The 18627-nt window shown below is 68.1% G+C and carries 1 protein-coding gene (only partly in view); it reads left to right on the top strand.

Annotated features, from left to right (window positions below):
• Nucleotides 1-105 precede the first annotated feature (105 nt).
• Nucleotides 106-18627, top strand: the 5' portion of a protein-coding gene (locus BJ970_RS36405; RefSeq protein ID WP_184733075.1) for a WXG100-like domain-containing protein. It continues 11028 nt past the right edge of the window; the window shows 18522 of its 29550 coding nt (coding positions 1-18522); its start codon is at nucleotides 106-108; the stop codon falls past the right edge of the window.

Genomic DNA, 18627 nt, shown 5'->3' on the forward strand with positions numbered 1-18627 from the left:
ACCTGAGGGGTGCTCGGTTTAGCACGGCCGCATGGTTGGCTCATACTACCGGCGCGATGGTCGTTTCGGCCTAGTCCGAGTGCATGAGCTGATTGGGTGGTTTGCATGTCCTTGATGGTGCCGGAGGGGGTGAGGCGGCTTTTTCAGGTGTTGACCGGTGAGGACATGACGGATGCGGATGAGGATGCGTTGTTTGCGGTGGCGGAGCGGTTGGAGTCGGATGCGGCGGTGGTGGAGGTGTTGGGTCCGGCGGTGCGGGAGGTGGTGGGTCGGGTGCGGGGGGAGTTTTCGGGGAAGGCGGCGGATCGGTTCGCGGAGCGGTTGGGGGCGTTTGGTCCGGTGTTGGAGTCGGGTGGTGTGGGTTTGCGGGAGTTGGCGGGGTTTGTGCGGAATTTGGCGTTGCAGGTGCAGTATTTGAAGTTTGTGACGGTGGGTGGGTTGGTGTTGTTGTTGGCGGAGGTGGCGTGGGCGGTGGCGATGGCGGGGCCGACGGCGGGGGGGAGTATGGCGTGGTTGGCGGCGCGGTTTGCGGTGATGCGGTTTTTGTTGTCGCGGTGGTGGGGTCAGTTGTTTATGCATTTGGCGATGGGTCAGGTGGTGGGGGTGGGGTTGCAGGTGTTGATGGATGCGGGTGCGCAGGGGTTGCAGTTTGCGTTGGGGACGCGGGATAAGTGGGATGCGCAGACGTCGTTGATGGCGGTGGGGGTGGGGTCGTTTAGTGGGTTGTTGACGTTGCCGTTGTCGGCGTTGGGGAATGTGGTGGGGAATGCGGTGACGAGGGTGTTGGTGCAGGGGTTGGGGGACAAGATCGATAAGGAGGTGTTGGAGGCGGCGGTGCGGAATGTGGTGGAGGAGAATGCGGAGCAGTTTCCGGTGGGGTCGATGGCGAAGTTTGCTGATGTGGTCTCTAAAAACCTGGAGGATTACACGGGGATGTCGGTGCGGGGGATGTGGGCGGCGCGGTTTGGTGGGGGGTTGGGGGAGTCGATTGAGGAGGGTTTGACGGAGATGTTGGGTGAGGCGGGGTATGGGGCGATCAGTGGTCAGGGGGTGCAGTGGAATCCGTTTTCGTTTACTGCGGGGTTGTCGGAGTCGTTGGGTTCGGGTGTGGGGAATTTGGCGGGGTTGGCGGTGCGGGGTGAGTTGACTCCGGCGGGTCGGGCTCGGGAGGGCGCGAACGAGGATTCCGCCGGTGCCGACACGGGCACGGATACATCCGGGGATGTGAAGACGGGGTCCGAGTCGCAGCCGGGCGAGACGCCTGGCTCCTCGGAGAGCCTCGGCGAGAAGCCTGGCTCCGTGGATACTTTTAGCGAGAAGCCGGGTGCTCCGAGTGAGGTGTCCCAGGTGGATTCTGGCGTGTCGGTTCCCGCTTCCGGGACACCGGCAAGCGACCTAACACCGGGGTCGGTCGGCTCGGGTGTTCCGCTGACGTCGAACCTCCTGCCTGCCGGCTCCGACACCGAAAAAGCGCCGCTGGGTGGTGGGTCCAGTGCATCGCAAGGCGGAAACGGCACGGTGGCCAGGGAAGGCGCGGCCGGCCTGTCCCCGTCCCCGGGTGCGCCGTCGGAGGGTCGCCCCGTTCATGACCCCCGGGTACCGGACACCAGGGTGACTCCACCCGTCACCGGAGCCCCGCCCGCTAGCGTGACCACGCCTGGTGGCGGTGGGGCGACGCTTGGTGGTGGGCCTCGTGGCGGAATGACCACACCTGGTGCTGGAATCACCACGCCTGGTGCCGGAATCACCACGCCTGGTGGCGGGCCGAGGGACGTGGGGACCGGTGCCGCGGTGGGCCAGGACTCGCAGACCGGTGTGCCGGGAACGCCGGGGAACACCGGGTCGGTGTCGCGGCATGAGGGTGACCCCGCGGCACCGGGTGCGCTGGAGGGCCAGGACAGGCCGGGCACGCCGCCGCCGCCCTACAGCCCGCGTCAGGGCGACGACCTTTTCCACGGCGATTCGACGGGCTCCGGCGATGCGGTCCGGACGGGCGGCTCTCGTGCCGATTCGCCGCCGCCCGCATACAGCCCGGCCGCTGCCGCCGGCCACGCCGGTCCAGGATCGTCGGCTGTGGACAGTCCTGCTGGTTTGGCGGAGCATTCGGGGTCGGGTCCGGTCAGCCACGGTGGTACGCCGGTCTCCGATGGTGGTGTGACGGCAGGGGATTCTCGTGCCGATTCGACGCAGCGTGACGAGCAGGCCGCTCGCGGTTCGTCTCCTATGGACAGCCCTGGTGGTTATCGGGGCGGTTCGTCGGTTTCTGATGGTGGTGTGACGGCGGGGGGTTCCCGAGTCGGTGTACCGCCGGTGTATGGCCCGGTTGCTGGCAGTGACCATGCCGATGTTGGCTCGTCGGGTGCGGATCGTGCGGGTGCGGGGACCGGGCATCCGGCGGCGGGGCCGGGCTCGCCCGGTCCGGGTGGTTCGGTGGGCTCTACCGGTGATGTGGCGGTAGGCGATTCCCGCGTCGACTCGCCGAACGACCACGCGGGCACTGGTCCCCTTGGTGCGGACAGGTCGAATGCCCCGCTAGACGGTGCGCGGGCGGCAGAGCCCGCCGCCCAGGTGCCAGGCTCGCTGGTGGACAAGCCGCTGACGGGCATGGGCACCACTGATGTTCCTGCTGCGTCTTCGGATGCGGCGGTGCCGGGGTCGACGTCCCCGGCGGAGGGAGTGGTTCCGGGTTCGGACAGCGGGGCTACGTTGCCGGGGCACGGGACCGTGGGTGGAGCTGCCGTTCCGGCTGCCTCTGCGGGTGCGGGTTCTGGTGCGGGTTCGGTTGCGGGGAATGCGGGTGTGGCCAACGTAAGTGATCGTGGGCCGCAGTCGCCGGGGTCGTCGGTGGTGCCGGGTTCGTCGGTGGTGCCGGGGTTGTCTGGTGTTGTGTCTTCGGGTGGTGCGGTGTCGGGTGTGGGCCCGGTGGGGTTGCCTGTGGGTGCGGTGCGGGTGTCGGTGCCGGTGGATGTGGTTTCGGGTGGTGGGGTTGCGGAGTTTGTGCGTGGTCATGTGGGTGATTCCGGTGGGGGTCCGGTGGTGTTGGTGTCGGGGGAGGGGTCGGGTTCTGGTGTGGTGTCGTCGGGTCAGGCGTCGGAGGTGGCGCGGGGGTTGGGTCGTGATGTTGTTGCGTTGATGCCGGGGCGTGGTCGGCGTGGTCCGCGGTGGATGCGGTTTGCTCCGGATGGCACTCGTCCCCGGCCGGTGGGGGAGCCGGGGCCGATTCAGGCGCCGCAGCAGACCGGTGGCGCACAGGACGGGCTGGATGTGCTGGCGAGTTCGTCGACGGCTGTTCCTGGCGACGTGGCTGAGACCGTGGTTCCGGGGCCGACCGAGACCGGGGGTGCGGAGACGGTGTCGGTGGGTGCCGAGGCCGCCTCCACAGCACGCGACACGACCGCGACCGACACGGCTGCGACCGACACGGCCGCGACCGACACGGCCGGCTCGGGCCATGCCGAGGAACAACCGACGTCGACCGGTGTGGCCGGGTGGTCGGAGTCGGAGTTGCGTCGGGAGGTCGACTGGGCTTATTTGGCGGATTGGCCGCGTGATGCGGCGGTGCGGATCGTGCAGGGCACTCATGATGTGGTGGCGCTGGCGCGTGGCGAGGCGGGCGTGTCGCTGGATGACGTGGTGGCCCTGGTCGCCGCGCGGGCGGGCGAGCGTGGCCATGCTGATGCCCGGCGGTTCTCCCAGGAATTGGCGGCCAGACTCGGTACCGGGGGAACGGGAATAGCCGTTCATGCTGGAGCCGGGAAAGACCCATTGGCGGACCTGCCGGGGTTTGCGGACGGCACGAACAGCGATCAGAGCGGTGGCATGGCCACCGAGTCGACGGACATTCCCATGACGTGGGGATTCGATCAGAACGCCGACGAGCTGACACATGATCTGAGGACGTGGTCGTTGGATCCGGCGGCCGAGGCGCGGTCGTGGGCTACGGCAGCATGGGATTTGGGTACGGCGGGCACGGATACCGCTGCGGAGGCAGTAGTCCGGGAGGGTGAGTCTCACTCCTCGCCGGGGGAGAGCAAGGGTGTCGGTCTCGACCTAAGTGGTGACGAACCTTCGGGCCCGGGTGAGTCGGGGTTGGTGTCTGGTGAGGACACTGAACGCGGTGTTGGGGGAACGGTTTCGGTTGGTGAAAGCGGTGGACGCAAGCGGCGGCATGCCGATGATCCGGTCGATGAAGGTGCCGAGCGCAGGCCCACGGGGCCGTCCCGCTCCAGGGCGGAATGGCTCCGTGATGTGGAGCAGTTGAAAGAGGCGGCGCGTGCGGAGGCCCGTCGTGCCCGTGACGCGGGTTCGCCTTACAACGGCGCGGCGTTGGGGAAGAAGTTCGGGAGAAGCGGGGAGTGGGGCCTGCAGCGGCTTCGGGAGATCAGCGGCGAGGGTGGTGCGAGTAGGCAGGATTTGGCGGAGCAGGAGCGGGAAGCGGGACGTGCGGAGGCACGTCGTGCTCGGGACGCAGGTACGCCCTACAACGCCGCGGCGTTGGGGAGGAAATTCGGGAAGAGCGAAGTGTGGGGTTCGGCGCGGCTTGGGGAAATCGGCAATGAGGGTGGTGCGAACCGGCTGGATTTGGAAGAACGGAAGCGGGAAGCGGCGCGGGAGGAGGTGCGCCGTGCTCGTGCCGAGGGCAAGACCTACACCGCTAAGGCGTTGGCGACGAAGTTCAACACAGGTGAGGCGTGGGCGCGGACGCGGCTTGTGGAGGCAGACCACGCGAGTAATGCGACTGCGTCGGCTGAGAAGGAGCGGGAGCGGCTGGAAGCGCGTGCGGAGGCTCGTCGTGCTCGTGATGCGGGTGAGCCCTACACCGGCGCAAGGTTGGGGGAGAAGTTCGGGAAGAGCCGGGAGTGGGGGCAGCATCGGCTTCGGGAGATCCAGGCTGAGGGTGGTGCAAGCCAGCAGAATCCGGTGGAGCAGCTGAAAGAGGCGGCGCGTGCGGAGGCGCGTCGTGCTCGTGATGCGGGTGAGCCCTACACCAGCAAGGCGTTGGGGGACAAGTTCGGAAAGAGCCAACCGTGGGGTTGGGCGAGGCTTGCGGAGATCCGGGGTGAGGCTAGTGGTTCGGCCCGCGATGCATCGGGCATCGGGGGACTTGATTCGTCGGGTGTGGAAACACCGGCTGCGGATGCCGGGCACACTGCTGTTCCCGCGGGCGCGAACGCTCACTCCACAGCACCCGGCACGGCTGCCCCCGAGGTCGGGATGCAGAGTCGTGCCGAGGAACAACCGACCTTGGCCAGTGTGGCGGAGTGGACGGAGGCGGATCTTAGTAGGGAGGTCGAGCACGCCAAGGCGGTGGTTGGGCCCCGCAACCTGGCGGAGTGGGTCGTGCAGGGCACGCATGATGTGGTGGCGCTGGCTCGCGGCGACGCCGGTCTGTCGCTGGATGACGTGGTGGCCTTGGTCGCGGCGCGTGCCGATGCGTTCGGTCGTGCCGATGCGGTGCGGTTTTCCCGGGAGCTGGCGGCCAGACTTGGTACCGGGGGGACGGGCTTGGCCGTCCACGCCGGAGCGGGGGCGGATCCATTGGCGGACCTGCCGGGGTTCGAGGAATCCGGGGACAGCGGTCAGCGGGGTGGCGTGACCGCCGAGTCGCCGGATATTCCGATGACGTGGGGATTCGATCCAGACGCCGCCGAACTGGTGGCAGACCTGGGGACCTGGTCGATTGATCCGGAGACCATTAACCAGCCCTGGAGATCTGGCTGGGATACGCCGGAGCCGGGGGCGGCTGTTGCTGACACGGTGGCGGCGTCGGAAGGTGAGTCGGCGGCCGGTGTGGACGAGCGGTCGCAGTTGATTTCTGAGATGGCCAGCTCGGCGGATTCCTTGCGAGGGCTTCTTTCCCGTGCGCCAGAAGGCTTTCTGCCGAAGTTGCGGCAGCCGCTTGAGCTGTGGTCGGAAATGTTGGAGCGGGGTGGGTTCGATGGTGTCGAGCTGGCGGACTTGCGGACGCGGGTGGCGAACGCCCGGACGTTGGTCGAGCAGGTGCGAAGGGGGTTGGACGCTCGTCCCGCCGCACAGTCGTTCCAGGACGGTCTGGATTCCCGGCCGGGCGCCGACGAATCCACGGCAGCGGGTGCGGCGGGGCCGTCGGTGTCCGGTGCGGCCAGTGACCGTGGTGTTGGCGGAACGGATCGAGGTGAGGGCAGTAGCCGCGACCAGCGGCGTATCGATGATGCGGTCGACGAAGGTAGTGAACGCACGGCAGCGGAGGCCGGCGCCGCGGCCGAAAGCCGTCATAACCCTGAGCGGTTGAGGGAAGAGGCGCGGGTGGAGGCGCGGCGTGCTCGCGACGCGGGCACGCCCTACAGCGGTGCGACGTTGGCGAAGAAATATGGGATGAGCGCGCGGTGGGGCCGGGACCGGCTTACGGAAATCAAGCGTGACCTTGCGGGTAGTGGGCAGGGGCGCCCCGAGGCGGGCGAGCAGGCATCGGAGACGGCCCAGGAGGCGGTGGGGCAGGTCCAAGAGAATCCACAGCAGCTCCAGGAGGCGGCGCGGGTGGAGGCGCGGCGCGCTCTGGACGCGGGTACACCCCACAGCCGCCGGTCGTTGGCGGCGAAGTTCGGGAAGAGTCAAGGGTGGGCTTCGGCGCGGCTTCGTGAGATCGGCGTTGGGGATAGTGCGGACCAAAAGGCATTGGAAGCGCAGAAAAAGGAGGCGGCGCAACAGGAGGCGCGTCGTGGTCGGGAAAGCGGCAGGCCCTACAGCGGTAGGAGGTTGGGGGAGAAGTTCGGGAAGAGCGAAGAGTGGGGTTTGGCGCGGCTTCGGGAAATCCGGGCGGAGGGCGCGGTAAGCCAGCGGGATTTGGACGAGGCGCTGCGGGAAGAGGCGCGGGTGGAGGCGCGTCGTGCTCGGGACGAGGGTGAGCCTTACACCGGACGGACGTTGGCGGATAGGTACCAAAAGGTCGTGAAATGGGGCGAGGCGCGGCTTCGGGAAATCAAGGCTGAGGGTGCGAGCAGGCAGGCGTTGGAGAAGCAGGAACGAGAGGCGGCACGGGTGGAGGCGCGGCGTGCTGCGGATGCGGGCACGCCCTATAGCGCCCTCGAATTGGGGGAGAAGTTCGGGAGGAGCAAAGAGTGGGGTTTGGCACGGCTTGCGGAGCTCCGGGGTGCGGGGGTTCCGGCAAGCCGACACGATGCGGAGGAGCAGGAACGGGAGGCGGGGCGTGCGGAAGCGCGTCGTGCTCGTGATGCGGGTGAACCCTACAACGCAGCGACACTGGGGGATAAGTTCGGGAAAAGTGAGATGTGGGGTTCGACGCGGCTTGCCGAGATCAGGGGCGAAGGCGGTGCGAGCCGGCAGGACTTGGACGAGCAGCAACGGGAAGCGGGGCGAGTGGAGGCCCGTCGCGCTCGGGACGCGGGCACACCCTACAACGCCAGAAAATTGGGGGCGAAGTTCGGGAAGAGTCAGATGTGGGGTCGGCGACGACTCGCCGAAATCAAGGACACCGGCGATGCCGCGGATTCTGGGGATGGCGTGCCGGCATCCGGCGGTCCCTCAGCAGATGCCACCGTTGTCGTTGAGCCGCAGCGGGTTTCAGAACCGGCACCGGTGACCGAGTCGGAGTCGGAGTCGGCGGAGACGGCGCAGCTAACGGATGCGCCGGCAGTTGAGCAGTCCGTGGAGAGCGACGCCGTTGGTGGCACGGCGGCCGACGTGATCGCGGCCGAGCGGTCGCGGTTGGTTTCCGAGATGACGACGTCGGTGGATTCCTTGCGAGGGATTCTTGCCCACGCGCCAGAGAGTTACATGCCCGCGTTGCGGCCTCGGGTTGAGATGTGGTCGACGATGTTGGAGCGGGGCGGGTTCGATGGTGCTGAGCTGGCGGACTTGCGGAATCGGGTGCAGAGCGCCCGGGCGTTGGTCGAGCGGGTGCGCGGCGAGCTCCAGCCGCAACTCGCGCCTGGGCAGTCCCAGGACGAAACCGCCTCGCATGGTGCGGGCGGTGGCCGCAAGCGGGCCCGGGCCGAAAGTGCGGTTGATGAGGGGGCCGCACGCAGGCCAGTCGGGCCCGGCGACGCGACCGAGAGATTTGACCCGGCGGGGCAACCGGAAACGGTGTCGCTCGGCGCCGCCGCTGACCCCACGGCTACCGACACGATCATGTCCGAACCGGGCATCGACAGCGATGCCGAAGCACAACCGGCAGCGGTCAGCGTGGCGGAGTGGACGGAGTCGGATCTCCGCCGGGAGGCCGAGTGGGCTCAGTTGGTGGATTCGCCGCGTGATGCGGCGGTGCGGATCGTGCAGGGCACGCATGACGTGATGACGCTGGCGCGCGGCGACGCGGGCGTGTCGCTGGATGACGTGGTGGCCATGGTTGCGGCCCGGGCTGGTGAATATGGCCATGACTACGCGGTGCAGTTCTCCCGGGATTTGGCGGCCAGGTTGGAGTCGGCGGGTTCGGGAATGGCCGTCCACGCCGGAGCGGGGCCCGACCCGTTGGCGGATCTCCCGGGGTTCGATGAAGACACGAGCGGCGGTCAAGGCCGTGGCATGACCGCCGAGTCGCCGGATATTCCCATGACTTGGGGATTCGATCTGGACGCCGCCGAGCTGGCGGCCGATCTGGGGTCGTGGTCGTTTGATCCGGAGACCGCTGAGCAGTCGTGGAGTGTTGGCGGCGCTGAGGCCGGCCCGTCCGCGGCTGTTCCGGGTGGCGAGGCCGATGTGCGAGGGGCTGGGGAGCGGGCGCCTCGATCGAATGCGGATAAGCAGCCGATGAATTTCGAGGAAGTCTGGGCCGAAGTACGTCGTGCTCGTGACATCGGTAAGCCCCACACCGGTGACACGTTGGGGCCCAAGTTCGGGCGTAGTGCGGGCTGGGGTCGAGAGCTGCTTGCGGAGTTCAGGAGACGAGAGGGCGGTACGACCCGGAAGCAGTTGGCCGCGCAGCAGCGGGAGGCGGAGCGTGAGGCGGTGTGGGCGGAGTTGCGTCGTGCCCGTGACGCGGGCGAGACCCACACCGGTGAAACGTTGGCGGAGAAGTTCGGAAAGAAAAAATCATGGGGTACCAAACGGCTTGCGGAGTTCAGGAACCCAGCGGGAGCACAGAATGCGGAGTCGGACCCGGTGTGGGCCGAGTTGCGTCGTGCTGCTGAGACCGGTCAACCCCACGGCATCCGATCGTTGGCGGAGAAGTTCGGTAAGAGCCAGACGTGGGCTGACGAGCAACTTACGGCGTTCTACCGGAAGGAAGTGGGTGCGAGCCGAGCGGAGTTGGCCGAGAGGCGGCGGCAGGCGGAGCTCGAGGAGGCGTGGGCCGAGCTGCGTCGTGCCCGTGACGCAGGCAAGCCCCACACCGGTAGAACGTTGGGGGAGAAGTTCGGAAAGAGCAAGGGGTGGGGTAAACGGCGGCTTGCGGAGTTCAACAGGACGGAGGGCGAAGTTTCCGCCCGGCAGGCGGCGGGTGCCCGGGGTGGCGAGCCGATGCAGGCAGTGTCGGCACCGGCTGCGGATGCGGTCGCGGGGTGGGCAGCTGAACCGGCGAGGCGTGCGTGGGCGCCGACCCCGGATTTGGGGCTTGATGATCAGATGGAGTTTGAGCCGTCTCTAGGCGCCGGGTGGGATGACGGCGCGGAGGCTGGAGCGGGCTTGATGGAGGGTGTCTCGCCGGCGAGTGCGGCTGAGCCCGGTGAGCCCTCGCATTGGGATCTCGGCACCGGAGCACCGGATTCGGCCCGCCACATCGGCGAAGAGCCGGATTCGCAAACGAGCACTCCGGTTGCTGCGGAGCCTGCCGCGAGCGCGGGCATGGTTGGCGAGATGGGGGCCCAGGCGGTTGATCCGCTCAGCGTCGGCGAGTCGTGGGGCCCCGGACAGGGGCCGGGCCAGGCCGGTCAACCAGGTGGCATGTCGCCGGGCGCGGATGCGGTTGCGGCCGAGCGGTCGCGGTTGGTTTCCGAGTTGGCGCGGTCGGTGGGTACCGTGCGAGCGCTTTTGTCTAACGCGCCAGACGGTTACATGCCCGCGTTGCGGCAGCGGGTTGAGCTATGGACGGAGACGTTGGCGCGGGGCGGTTTTGATGGTGTGGACCCGGCGGATTTGCGGAAGCGGGTCAACGATGCTCGGGCGTTGGTCGTGCGGGTGGAGAGCGATGTGAGCTCGCTGCTCGCGGCTGAGATCTTCGAGGGCAACGATCTCGACCTCGGATCGTCTGACGACGAGTCGCCGGGTCCGGTTGAGGCCGGACCTTCGGAGTCTGGTGTGGACACTGCACATGGTGCGGGCACTGCGCATGGTGCGGGAGAAAGGGTTTCGCTCGGTGACGGCGGTGCCCGTAAGCGGGGGCGTTCCAACGATGGGGTCGATGAAGGCGCCGCCCGCAGGCCAGTCGGGCCCGGCGACGCGGCGAACAGCAGGCTCGCGTCGGCGGGGCCGTTGTGGGAGGAGGCGCGGCAGGAGGCGCGCCGTGCTATTGCCGCGGGTACGCCCTACAACGGAAGGACATTGGGGGAGAAGTTCGGGAAGAGCGAGAAGTGGGGTTGGGAACGGCTTGCGGAGATCGGGGATGGGAGTGGTGTGACCGAGGTCAGTGCCACGGAGCGGTTGTGGGAGGAGGCGCGGCAGGAGGCGCGTCGTGCTCGTGACGCGGGCACGCCCTACAACGGCCCGACATTGGGGGCGAAGTTCGGGAAGGGCGAGCGGTGGGGTCGGAAGCGGCTTGCGGAGATCAGGGATGAGGGCGGTGCGATTCAGCAGCAATCGGTGGACCCGGAGCAGCTGCGGGAGGAGGCGCGGCAGGAGGCGCGTCGTGCTCGTGACGCGGGTGAGTCCTACAGCAGCAGGTCACTGGGGGAGCGGTTCGGGAAGGGCCATGCGTGGGGGCGGGCGCGGCTTGTGGAGATCGGGGATAAGGAGGGTTCGAGAAACGCGGCATTGGTCGAGCAGCTGCGGGAGGAGGCGAGGCAGGAGGCGCGTCGTGCTCGTGACGCAGGTGAGCCCTACAGCAGCAAGGAATTGGGAGAGAAGTTCGGAAAGAGCGAGCGGTGGGGTGCTGATCGGCTTGTGGAGATCAGGGGTGAGGGCGGTGCGATTCAGCAGCCATCGGAGGACCAGGAGCAGGTGCGGGAGGCGGCGCGGCAGGAGGCGCGTCGTGCTCGTGACGCAGGTGAGCCCTACACCGGGGATGCATTGGCGGCGAAGTTCGGCATGAGCGGACCGTGGGGTTTTTTGAGGCTTCGGGAGATCAGGGATGACGGTGGTGCGATTCAGCGGCGAACGGAGGATTCGGAGGAGTTGCGGGAGGAGGCGAGGCAGGAGGCGCGTCGTGCGCGTGACGCGGGTGAGCCCCACACCACCGCGTCGTTGGGGGAGATGTTCGGGATGGACGGAAGGTGGGGGCGGGGGCGGATTAACGAGATTAGGAAGGAAGACGGCGAAGGGGGCGAGCGCGAGCTGGACGCGCAGTTGCGGGAGGCGGCGCGGCTGGAGGCGCGTCGTGCTATTGCCGCGGGTACGCCCTACAACGCCCCGGCATTGGCGGCGAAGTTCGGCAAGAGCGCACCGTGGGGCTCGTTGAGGCTTCGGGAGGTCAAGAATAGCGGTCCGAGCCAGGAGGAGCAGGCCCAGCAGGCGGCGCGAGAGGAGGCGCTTCGTGCTCGTGCCGCCGGTAAGCCTTACAGCGGCGAGGCATTGGGGGCGAAGTTCGGAAAGGGCAAGAAGTGGGGCTTGTCCCGGCTGCGTGAGATCAACAACGAGCCTGATCCTTCGGTAGGCGAGGCATCGGGTTCTGGGGCTGGGGTGTCGGCGGCGGGTAGCTCGTCAGCGGGTGCGGCTGGCGTCGTGGGGCCGCAGCCGGTTCCAGGGGCAACTGGCGTGGCCAACTGGACGGAGGCGGATCTTCGTCGAGAGATCGAGCGGGCTCGGTTGGTGGATGGGCCGCGTGAGCTTGCGGCGCGGATCGTGCAGGGCACGCATGATGTGATGGCGTTGGCGCGTGGTGATGTAGGTGTGTCGTTGGATGACGTGGTGGCTTTGGTCGCGGCGAGGGCCGGCGAGTTCGGCCACGATGAGGCGGTGCGGTTCTCCCGGGAATTGGCGCCCAAACTTGGTACCAGGGGGACCGGGTTCGGCGTGCATGCCGGGGCGGGGCCGGATCCGTTGGCGGCTCTTCCGGGGTCGGATGAAGACACGAGCGGCGGTCAAGGCCGTGGCATGACCGCCGAGTCGGCGGATATTCCCATGACGTGGGGATTTGATCCGGACGCCGCCGAGCTGGCGGCCGACCTGGGGTCGTGGTCGTTTGATCTGGAGACCGCTGAGCATGTGTGGGGTCCTCAAGGGGCCGAGGCCGGTCCGTCCGCGGGTGTTCCGGGCGGCGAGGCCGCCGTGCGGGGGGCTCAGGAGCGGGCACCTCGATCGAACGCGGATAAGCAGCCGGTGAATTTCGAGGAGGTCTGGGCCGAAGCACGTCGTGCACGTGACGCCGGTAAGCCCCACACCGGTGACACGTTGGGGGCCAAGTTCGGACGCACCGGGGGCTGGGGCCGAGAGCGGCTTGCGGAGTTCAGGAGGCGAGAGGGCGGTACGACCTGGAAGCAGTTGGATGCGCAGCGGCGGGCCGCGGAGCGGGAGGCGGTGTGGGCGGAGGTGCGTCGTGCCCGTGACGCGGGCGAGCCCCACACCGGTGAAACGTTGGCGGAGACGTTCGGGAAGAAAAAATCATGGGGTAACGAACGGCTTGCGGACTTCAGGAAAACCGCGGGGGCACAGCATGCGGAGTCGGACCCGGTGCGGGCCGAGTTGCGTCGTGCCGCTGAGGCCGGTCAACCCCACAGCGTCCGATCGTTGGCGGAGCACTTCAGTAAGAGCCAGAAGTGGGCTGACCACCAGCTTACGGAGTTCTACAAGAACGAAGTGGGTACGAGCCGAGCGGAGTTGGCCGCGAGGCGGCGGGAGACGGAGCTGGCGGAGGCGTGGGCGGAGCTGCGTCGTGCCCGTGACGCGGGCCAGCCCCACAGCGGTGGCTCGTTGGCGAAGAAGTTCGGAAGGAGCAGGGGGTGGGGCGGGGAGCGGCTTGCCGAGTTCAACAGGATGGAGGGCGAAGGTTCCGCCCGGCAGGCGGCGGGCGCCCGGGGCGGCGAGCCGATGCAGGCAGTGTCGCCACCCGTCGCGGATTCGGCTGCGAGGCCGACTGCTGAATCCGCCGCGGATGCGGGATCGCCGATGCGCGATCGGGAACCAGTTGAGCAGATGGAGGTCGACCAGTCTCCAGGCTCCGCGTGGGATGCAGCCGACGACGGCGCGGGAGCCGCTGCGGTCCCGATGGAGGGTGTCTCGCCGGCGGATGTGGATGTGGTTGCGGCTGAGCGATCGCAGTTGGTCTCCGAGTTGACGATGTCGGTGAATACCTTGCGAGGGATTTTGCTTGGTGCGCCGGACGGTTATATGCCCGCCTTGCGGCAGCGGATTGAGCTGTGGTCGAACACCTTGGCGCGGGGTGGCTTTGATGGTGTGGACGTGGCGGATTTGCGGAAGCGGGTGAACGATGCTCGGGCTTTGGTCGTGCGAGTGGAGAGCGACGTGAGCGCGCACATCGCGGCTGAGTTGTTCGAGGGCAACGATCTCGATCTCGGATCGTCTGACGACGAGTCGCCGGGCCCGGTTGCGGCCGGCCCTTCAGTGGCCGGTGCGGACACTTCGCACGGTGCGGGCGAAAGGGTTTCGCTTGAGGACGGCGGTGCCCGTAAGCGGGGCCGTTCCGATGATGCGGCCGATGAAGGCGCCACGCGCAGGCCAGTTGGGCCCGGCAACGCGGCCGACAGGAGGCTCGCTCAGGTAGAGCGGGTGCGGCAGGAGGCGCGGGTGGAGGCGCGGCGTGCTCGTGACGCGGGTGCGCCCTACACCGCCGCGAAATTGGGGGAGAAGTTCGGAAAGGGCAAGGAGTGGGGCCGGGAGCGGCTTGCGGAGATCAGGGATGAGAGTGGTGTGACCGAGGCGAGCCGCGCAGAGCGGGAGCGGGTGCGGGAGGAGGCGCGGCAGGAGGCGCGTCGTGCTCGTGACGCTGGTGAGCCCTACAGCAGCAAGTCGCTGGGGGAGAGGTTTGGCAGGGGTGAGGGGTGGGGTCGGGAGCGGCTTGCGGAGATCAGGGATGAGAGTGGCGTGACCGAGGCGAGTGCCGCGGAGCGGGAGCGGGTGCGGGAGGACGCGCGGCAGGAAGCACGCCGTGCTCTTGAGGCGGGTGAACCCTACAACGGCTCGACATTGGGGCAGAAGTTCAGGAAGGGCGAGAGGTGGGGTCGGGAGCGGCTTGCGGAGATCGGAAATGACGGACGTGCGAATCAGCAGCGATGGGCGGACCTGGAGCAGGAACGGGAGGCGGCGCGGCAGGAGGCGCGTCGTGCTCGTGACGCGGGCGAGTCCTACAGCAGCAAGTCGCTGGGGGAGAGATTCGGGAAGGGCGAGAAGTGGGGTCGGGAGCGGCTTGCGGAGATCAGGGATGCGGAGGGGTCGAGAAGGGCGGCATTGTACGAACAGGAACGGGAGGCGGCGCGGCAGGAAGCGCGCCGTGCTCGTGACGCCGGTGAGCCCTACAGCAGCAAGTCGTTGGGAGCGAAGTTCGGAAAGAGCGAGAGGTGGAGCGCTGACCGGCTAGCGGAGATCAGGGACGAGGGCGTTGCGACTCAGCAGCAATCGGCGGACTTGGAGCGGGAACGGGAGGCGGCGCGGCAGGAGGCTCGGCGTGCCCGTGACGCGGGTGAGTCCTACACCTCAACGTCGTTGGGGGAGAGGTTCGGGAGGAGCGAGAAGTGGGGCCGGGCGCGGCTTGCGGAGATCGGGACTGCGGCGGTGGGTCCGAGCAATGCGGCATTGGGTGCGGAACGGGAGGCGGCCAGGCAGGAAGCACGTCGCGCCCGTGACGCCGGTGAGCGCTACACCGGAACGACATTGGGAGAGAAGTTCGGCAAGAGCGAAGCGTGGGGTTGGGCGCGGCTTCGGGAGATCAAGGAGGGCGGCGGTGCGACTCAGCGGCAATCGGCGGATTCGGAGCAGTTGCGGGAGGCGGCGCAGGCGGAGGCTCGGCGTGCCCGTGACGCGGGTGAGCCCTACACCGCCACGTCGTTGGGTCAGCAGTTCGGGATGGACGGCAGGTGGGGCCGGGCCCGGCTTAACGAGATTAGGGAGGGCAACGAAAGGAGCGAGCGCGAGCTGGCCGGGCCGGTACAGGAGGCGGCGCGGCAGGAGGCCCGTCGTGCCCGTGACGCGGGTGAGCCCTACAGCGGTGAGACATTGGGGGAGATGTTCGGCAAGAGCGAAGGGTGGGGTTGGGCGAGGCTTCGGGAGGTCAAGGCTGAGGGCGGTCCGAGCCAGGAGGAGCAGGCCCAGCAGGCGGCGCGAGAGGAGGCGCTTCGTGCTCGTGCCGCCGGTAAGCCTTACAGCGGCGAGGCATTGGGGGCGAAGTTCGGAAAGGGCAAGAAGTGGGGCTTGTCCCGGCTGCGTGAGATCAACAACGAGCCTGATCATTCAGTAGGCGACGCATCGGGTTCCGGGGCTGGGGTGCCTGCGGCGGCCGGCCCGTCAGCAGGGCCCGCTGGAGCCGTGGCGCCGCAGTCGGTTTCCGGGACAACTGCCGTGGCGGAGTGGACGGATTTGGATCTCCACTGGGAGATTGAGCGGGCTAAGGCGGTGGGCGGGCCGCGTGAGGCGGCGGTGCGGATCGTGCAGGGGTCGCATGATGTGGTGGCGTTGGCGCGTGGTGGTGCGGGTGTGTCGTTGGATGATGTGGTGGCGTTGGTGGCGGCGCGGGTCGGTGGGTTGGGTAGCGCTGATGCGGTGCGGTTCTCCCAGGAGTTGGCGGCGAGGCTGGGGACTAGGGGTTCTTTGGGTGTGCAGGCCGGGGCGGGGCCGGATCCGTTGGCGGATCTTCCGGGGTTTGACGAGTTTGCGGAGTTTGCGAACAGCGGTCGAAGCGGTGGTATGTCCGCCGAGGCCGACGATATTCCCATGACGTGGGGCTTGGATCTGGACGCCGCCGAGTTGGCGAATGATTTGGCGACGTGGGGGCTTGATCCAACGCCCAATAATGTGGCGGACGATCTGGCGACGTGGTCGTTTGACCCGGGGGCGGCGCAGGGCGGGTTGGCGTCTTCTTCGGCGGCAGGGGTGGGGCGGGGTGACGGTCTTGACTTCGACTTCGGGTTGGGTGGCGACGAGCTTCCAGGTCTGGGCGGGCCTGCGACTCCGGAGTCCTCAGCGGAGGCTGGTCGTGGCGCTGGTGAAACGGTTAGCGAGGGCGGTGGCCGCAAGCGGGGCCGTGGCGGTGATGCGGTTGATGATGGTGCCGCACGCAGGCCGGCGGGGCCCGGTGACGCTGGGGCCAGCAGGCTTCGTGATGCGGAGCGGTTGCAGGAGGAAGCGCGGGTGGAGGCCCGTCGCGCTCGTGACGCCGGTGAGCCCTACACCGGTGAGGGGTTGGGGAAGAAGTTCGGAAAGAGCACGTCCTGGGGTTTGAATCGGCTTGGGGAGATCAGGAATGAGGGTGGTGCCAGCCGGTCGGACCTGATCGAGCAGGAGCACGAGCGGGTGCGGGTGGAGGCGCGGCGTGCTCGTGATGCGGGTGAGCCCTACACCGGTGAGACGTTGGGGAAGAAGTTCGGAAAGGGCAGGGAATGGGGGCGCAAGCGGCTGGCGGAGATCAAGAATGAGGGCGCGAGCCGGGCGGACTTGATTGAGCAGGAGCACGAGCAGGCGCGGGTGGAGGCGCGGCGTGCTCGTGATGCGGGTGAGCCCTACACCGGTGAGACCCTGGGCCAGAAGTTCGGAAAGGGCAAGGAGTGGGGGCTGCGGCGGCTTGCGGAGATCAGGAATGACAGTGGCGTCACCGGGTGGGCTTTGCGGGCACAGGACCAGGAACGGGTGCGGGAGGAGGCGCGGGAGCAGGCGCGGCGTGCTCGCGATGCCGGTGAGCCCTACACCGCCGAGGATTTGGCGAACAAGGTCGGAATGAGCAGGTCGTGGGCATCGGCGCGGCTGGCGGAGATCAACGCTGAAGGTGGTACGAACCGGCAGGACTTGCTTGCGCGGGAGCAGGAGCGGGTGCGGGAGGAGGCGCGGGTGGAGGCGCGTCGTGCTCGGGACGCGGGTCAGCCCTACACCGTTGAGACGTTGGCGGCGAAGTTCGGAAGGGGCGCGGAGTGGGGGTGGCAGCGGCTTGGGGAGATCAGGGATGAGGGTGGTGCGGACCGGTCGGATTTGGCTGAGCAGGAGCAGGAGCGGGCGCGGGAGGAGGCGCGGCGTGCTCGTGCCGCCGGTGAGCCCTACACCGGTACGGCATTGGCGAAGAAGTTCGGAAAGGGCAAGGAATGGGGGCGGCTGCGGCTGGCGGAGATCGCCGATGACAGTGATGCCACCGGGCGGCCTTTGCGGGCGCCGGAAGCCTTGCGGGAGGCGGGGCGGGTGGAGGCGCGTCGTGCTCGGGACGCGGGCCAGCCCTACACCGGTGAGGCGTTGGGGCAGAAGTTCGGAAGGGGCAAGAAGTGGGGATGGCAGCGCCTGGCGGAGATCAGGGCTGAGGGTGGTGCCAGGAGTTCGGAACCGGGCGATCAGGAGTCGCCGCGGCATGGGGTTGCTGGCATGGCCACTGAGTCGGCGGATGACGTGATGTCGGGGGCGTTTGATCTCGCCGTCGCCGAGTCGGAGTTTGCGCCGGGCTTCGCCGAGCGGTCGCGGCTGGTTGCCGAGTTAGGTGGCTTGGTTGATTCCTTGGGGCGGCTTTTGGTTGGCGCGCCGGAAGATTATCGACCTGGGTTGCGAGAGCGGGTCGCGCATTGGTCGCAGGCGTTGGCGCGGCACGGGTTTGATGGTGTGGACGTGGCGGATTTGCGGAAGCGCGTCAATGGTGCCGCGACGTTGGTGGAGCGGCTGCGCGGCGACGGGTTGGTCGACACTACGGCAGCATCGGGTTCTGCGGCGGCTGCTGTGGCGGGGTGGACGGAGTTGGATCTGCGTTGGGAGATTGAGCGGGCTAAGGCGGTGGGCGGGCCGCGTGAGGTAGCGGTGCGGATCGTGCAGGGGTCGCATGATGTGGTGGCGTTGGCGCGTGGTGGTGCGGGTGTGTCGTTGGATGATGTGGTGGCGTTGGTGGCGGCGCGGGTCGGTGGGTTGGGTAGCGCTGGTGCGGTGCGGTTCTCCCAGGAGTTGGCGGCGAAGCTGGGGACTAGGGGTTCTTTGGGTGTGCAGGCCGGGGCCGGGCCGGATCCGTTGGCGGATCTCCCCGGGTTTGAGGAGTTTGAGGAGTTCGCGAACAGTGGTTACGGCGGCGGTATGACCGCCGAGGCCGGCGATATTCCCATGACGTGGGGATTCGATCTGGACTCCGCCGAGATGGCGAATGATCTGGCGACGTGGGGGCTTAATCCGCCTGCTAATGAGTTGGCGGAGGATCTGGCGACGTGGTCGTTTGATCCGGGCACGGCTGGGCAGGGGCTGGAACCTGGGTGGGATTCGGTTGAGCTTGCCGCTGATTCGCGGGGGCGGGCGGCTGATGCTGGGGCGTTGGCCGAGCAGGGCGAGTCGGCGTCTGCTTCGGCGCCGGTGTTGGGCCAGGGTGACGGTTTCGACTTCGGGTTGGGTGGCGAGGACCTTCCGGGCCTGGGTGGCGCT

Source organism: Saccharopolyspora phatthalungensis (genome assembly GCF_014203395.1).
Lineage (GTDB): Bacteria > Actinomycetota > Actinomycetes > Mycobacteriales > Pseudonocardiaceae > Saccharopolyspora > Saccharopolyspora phatthalungensis.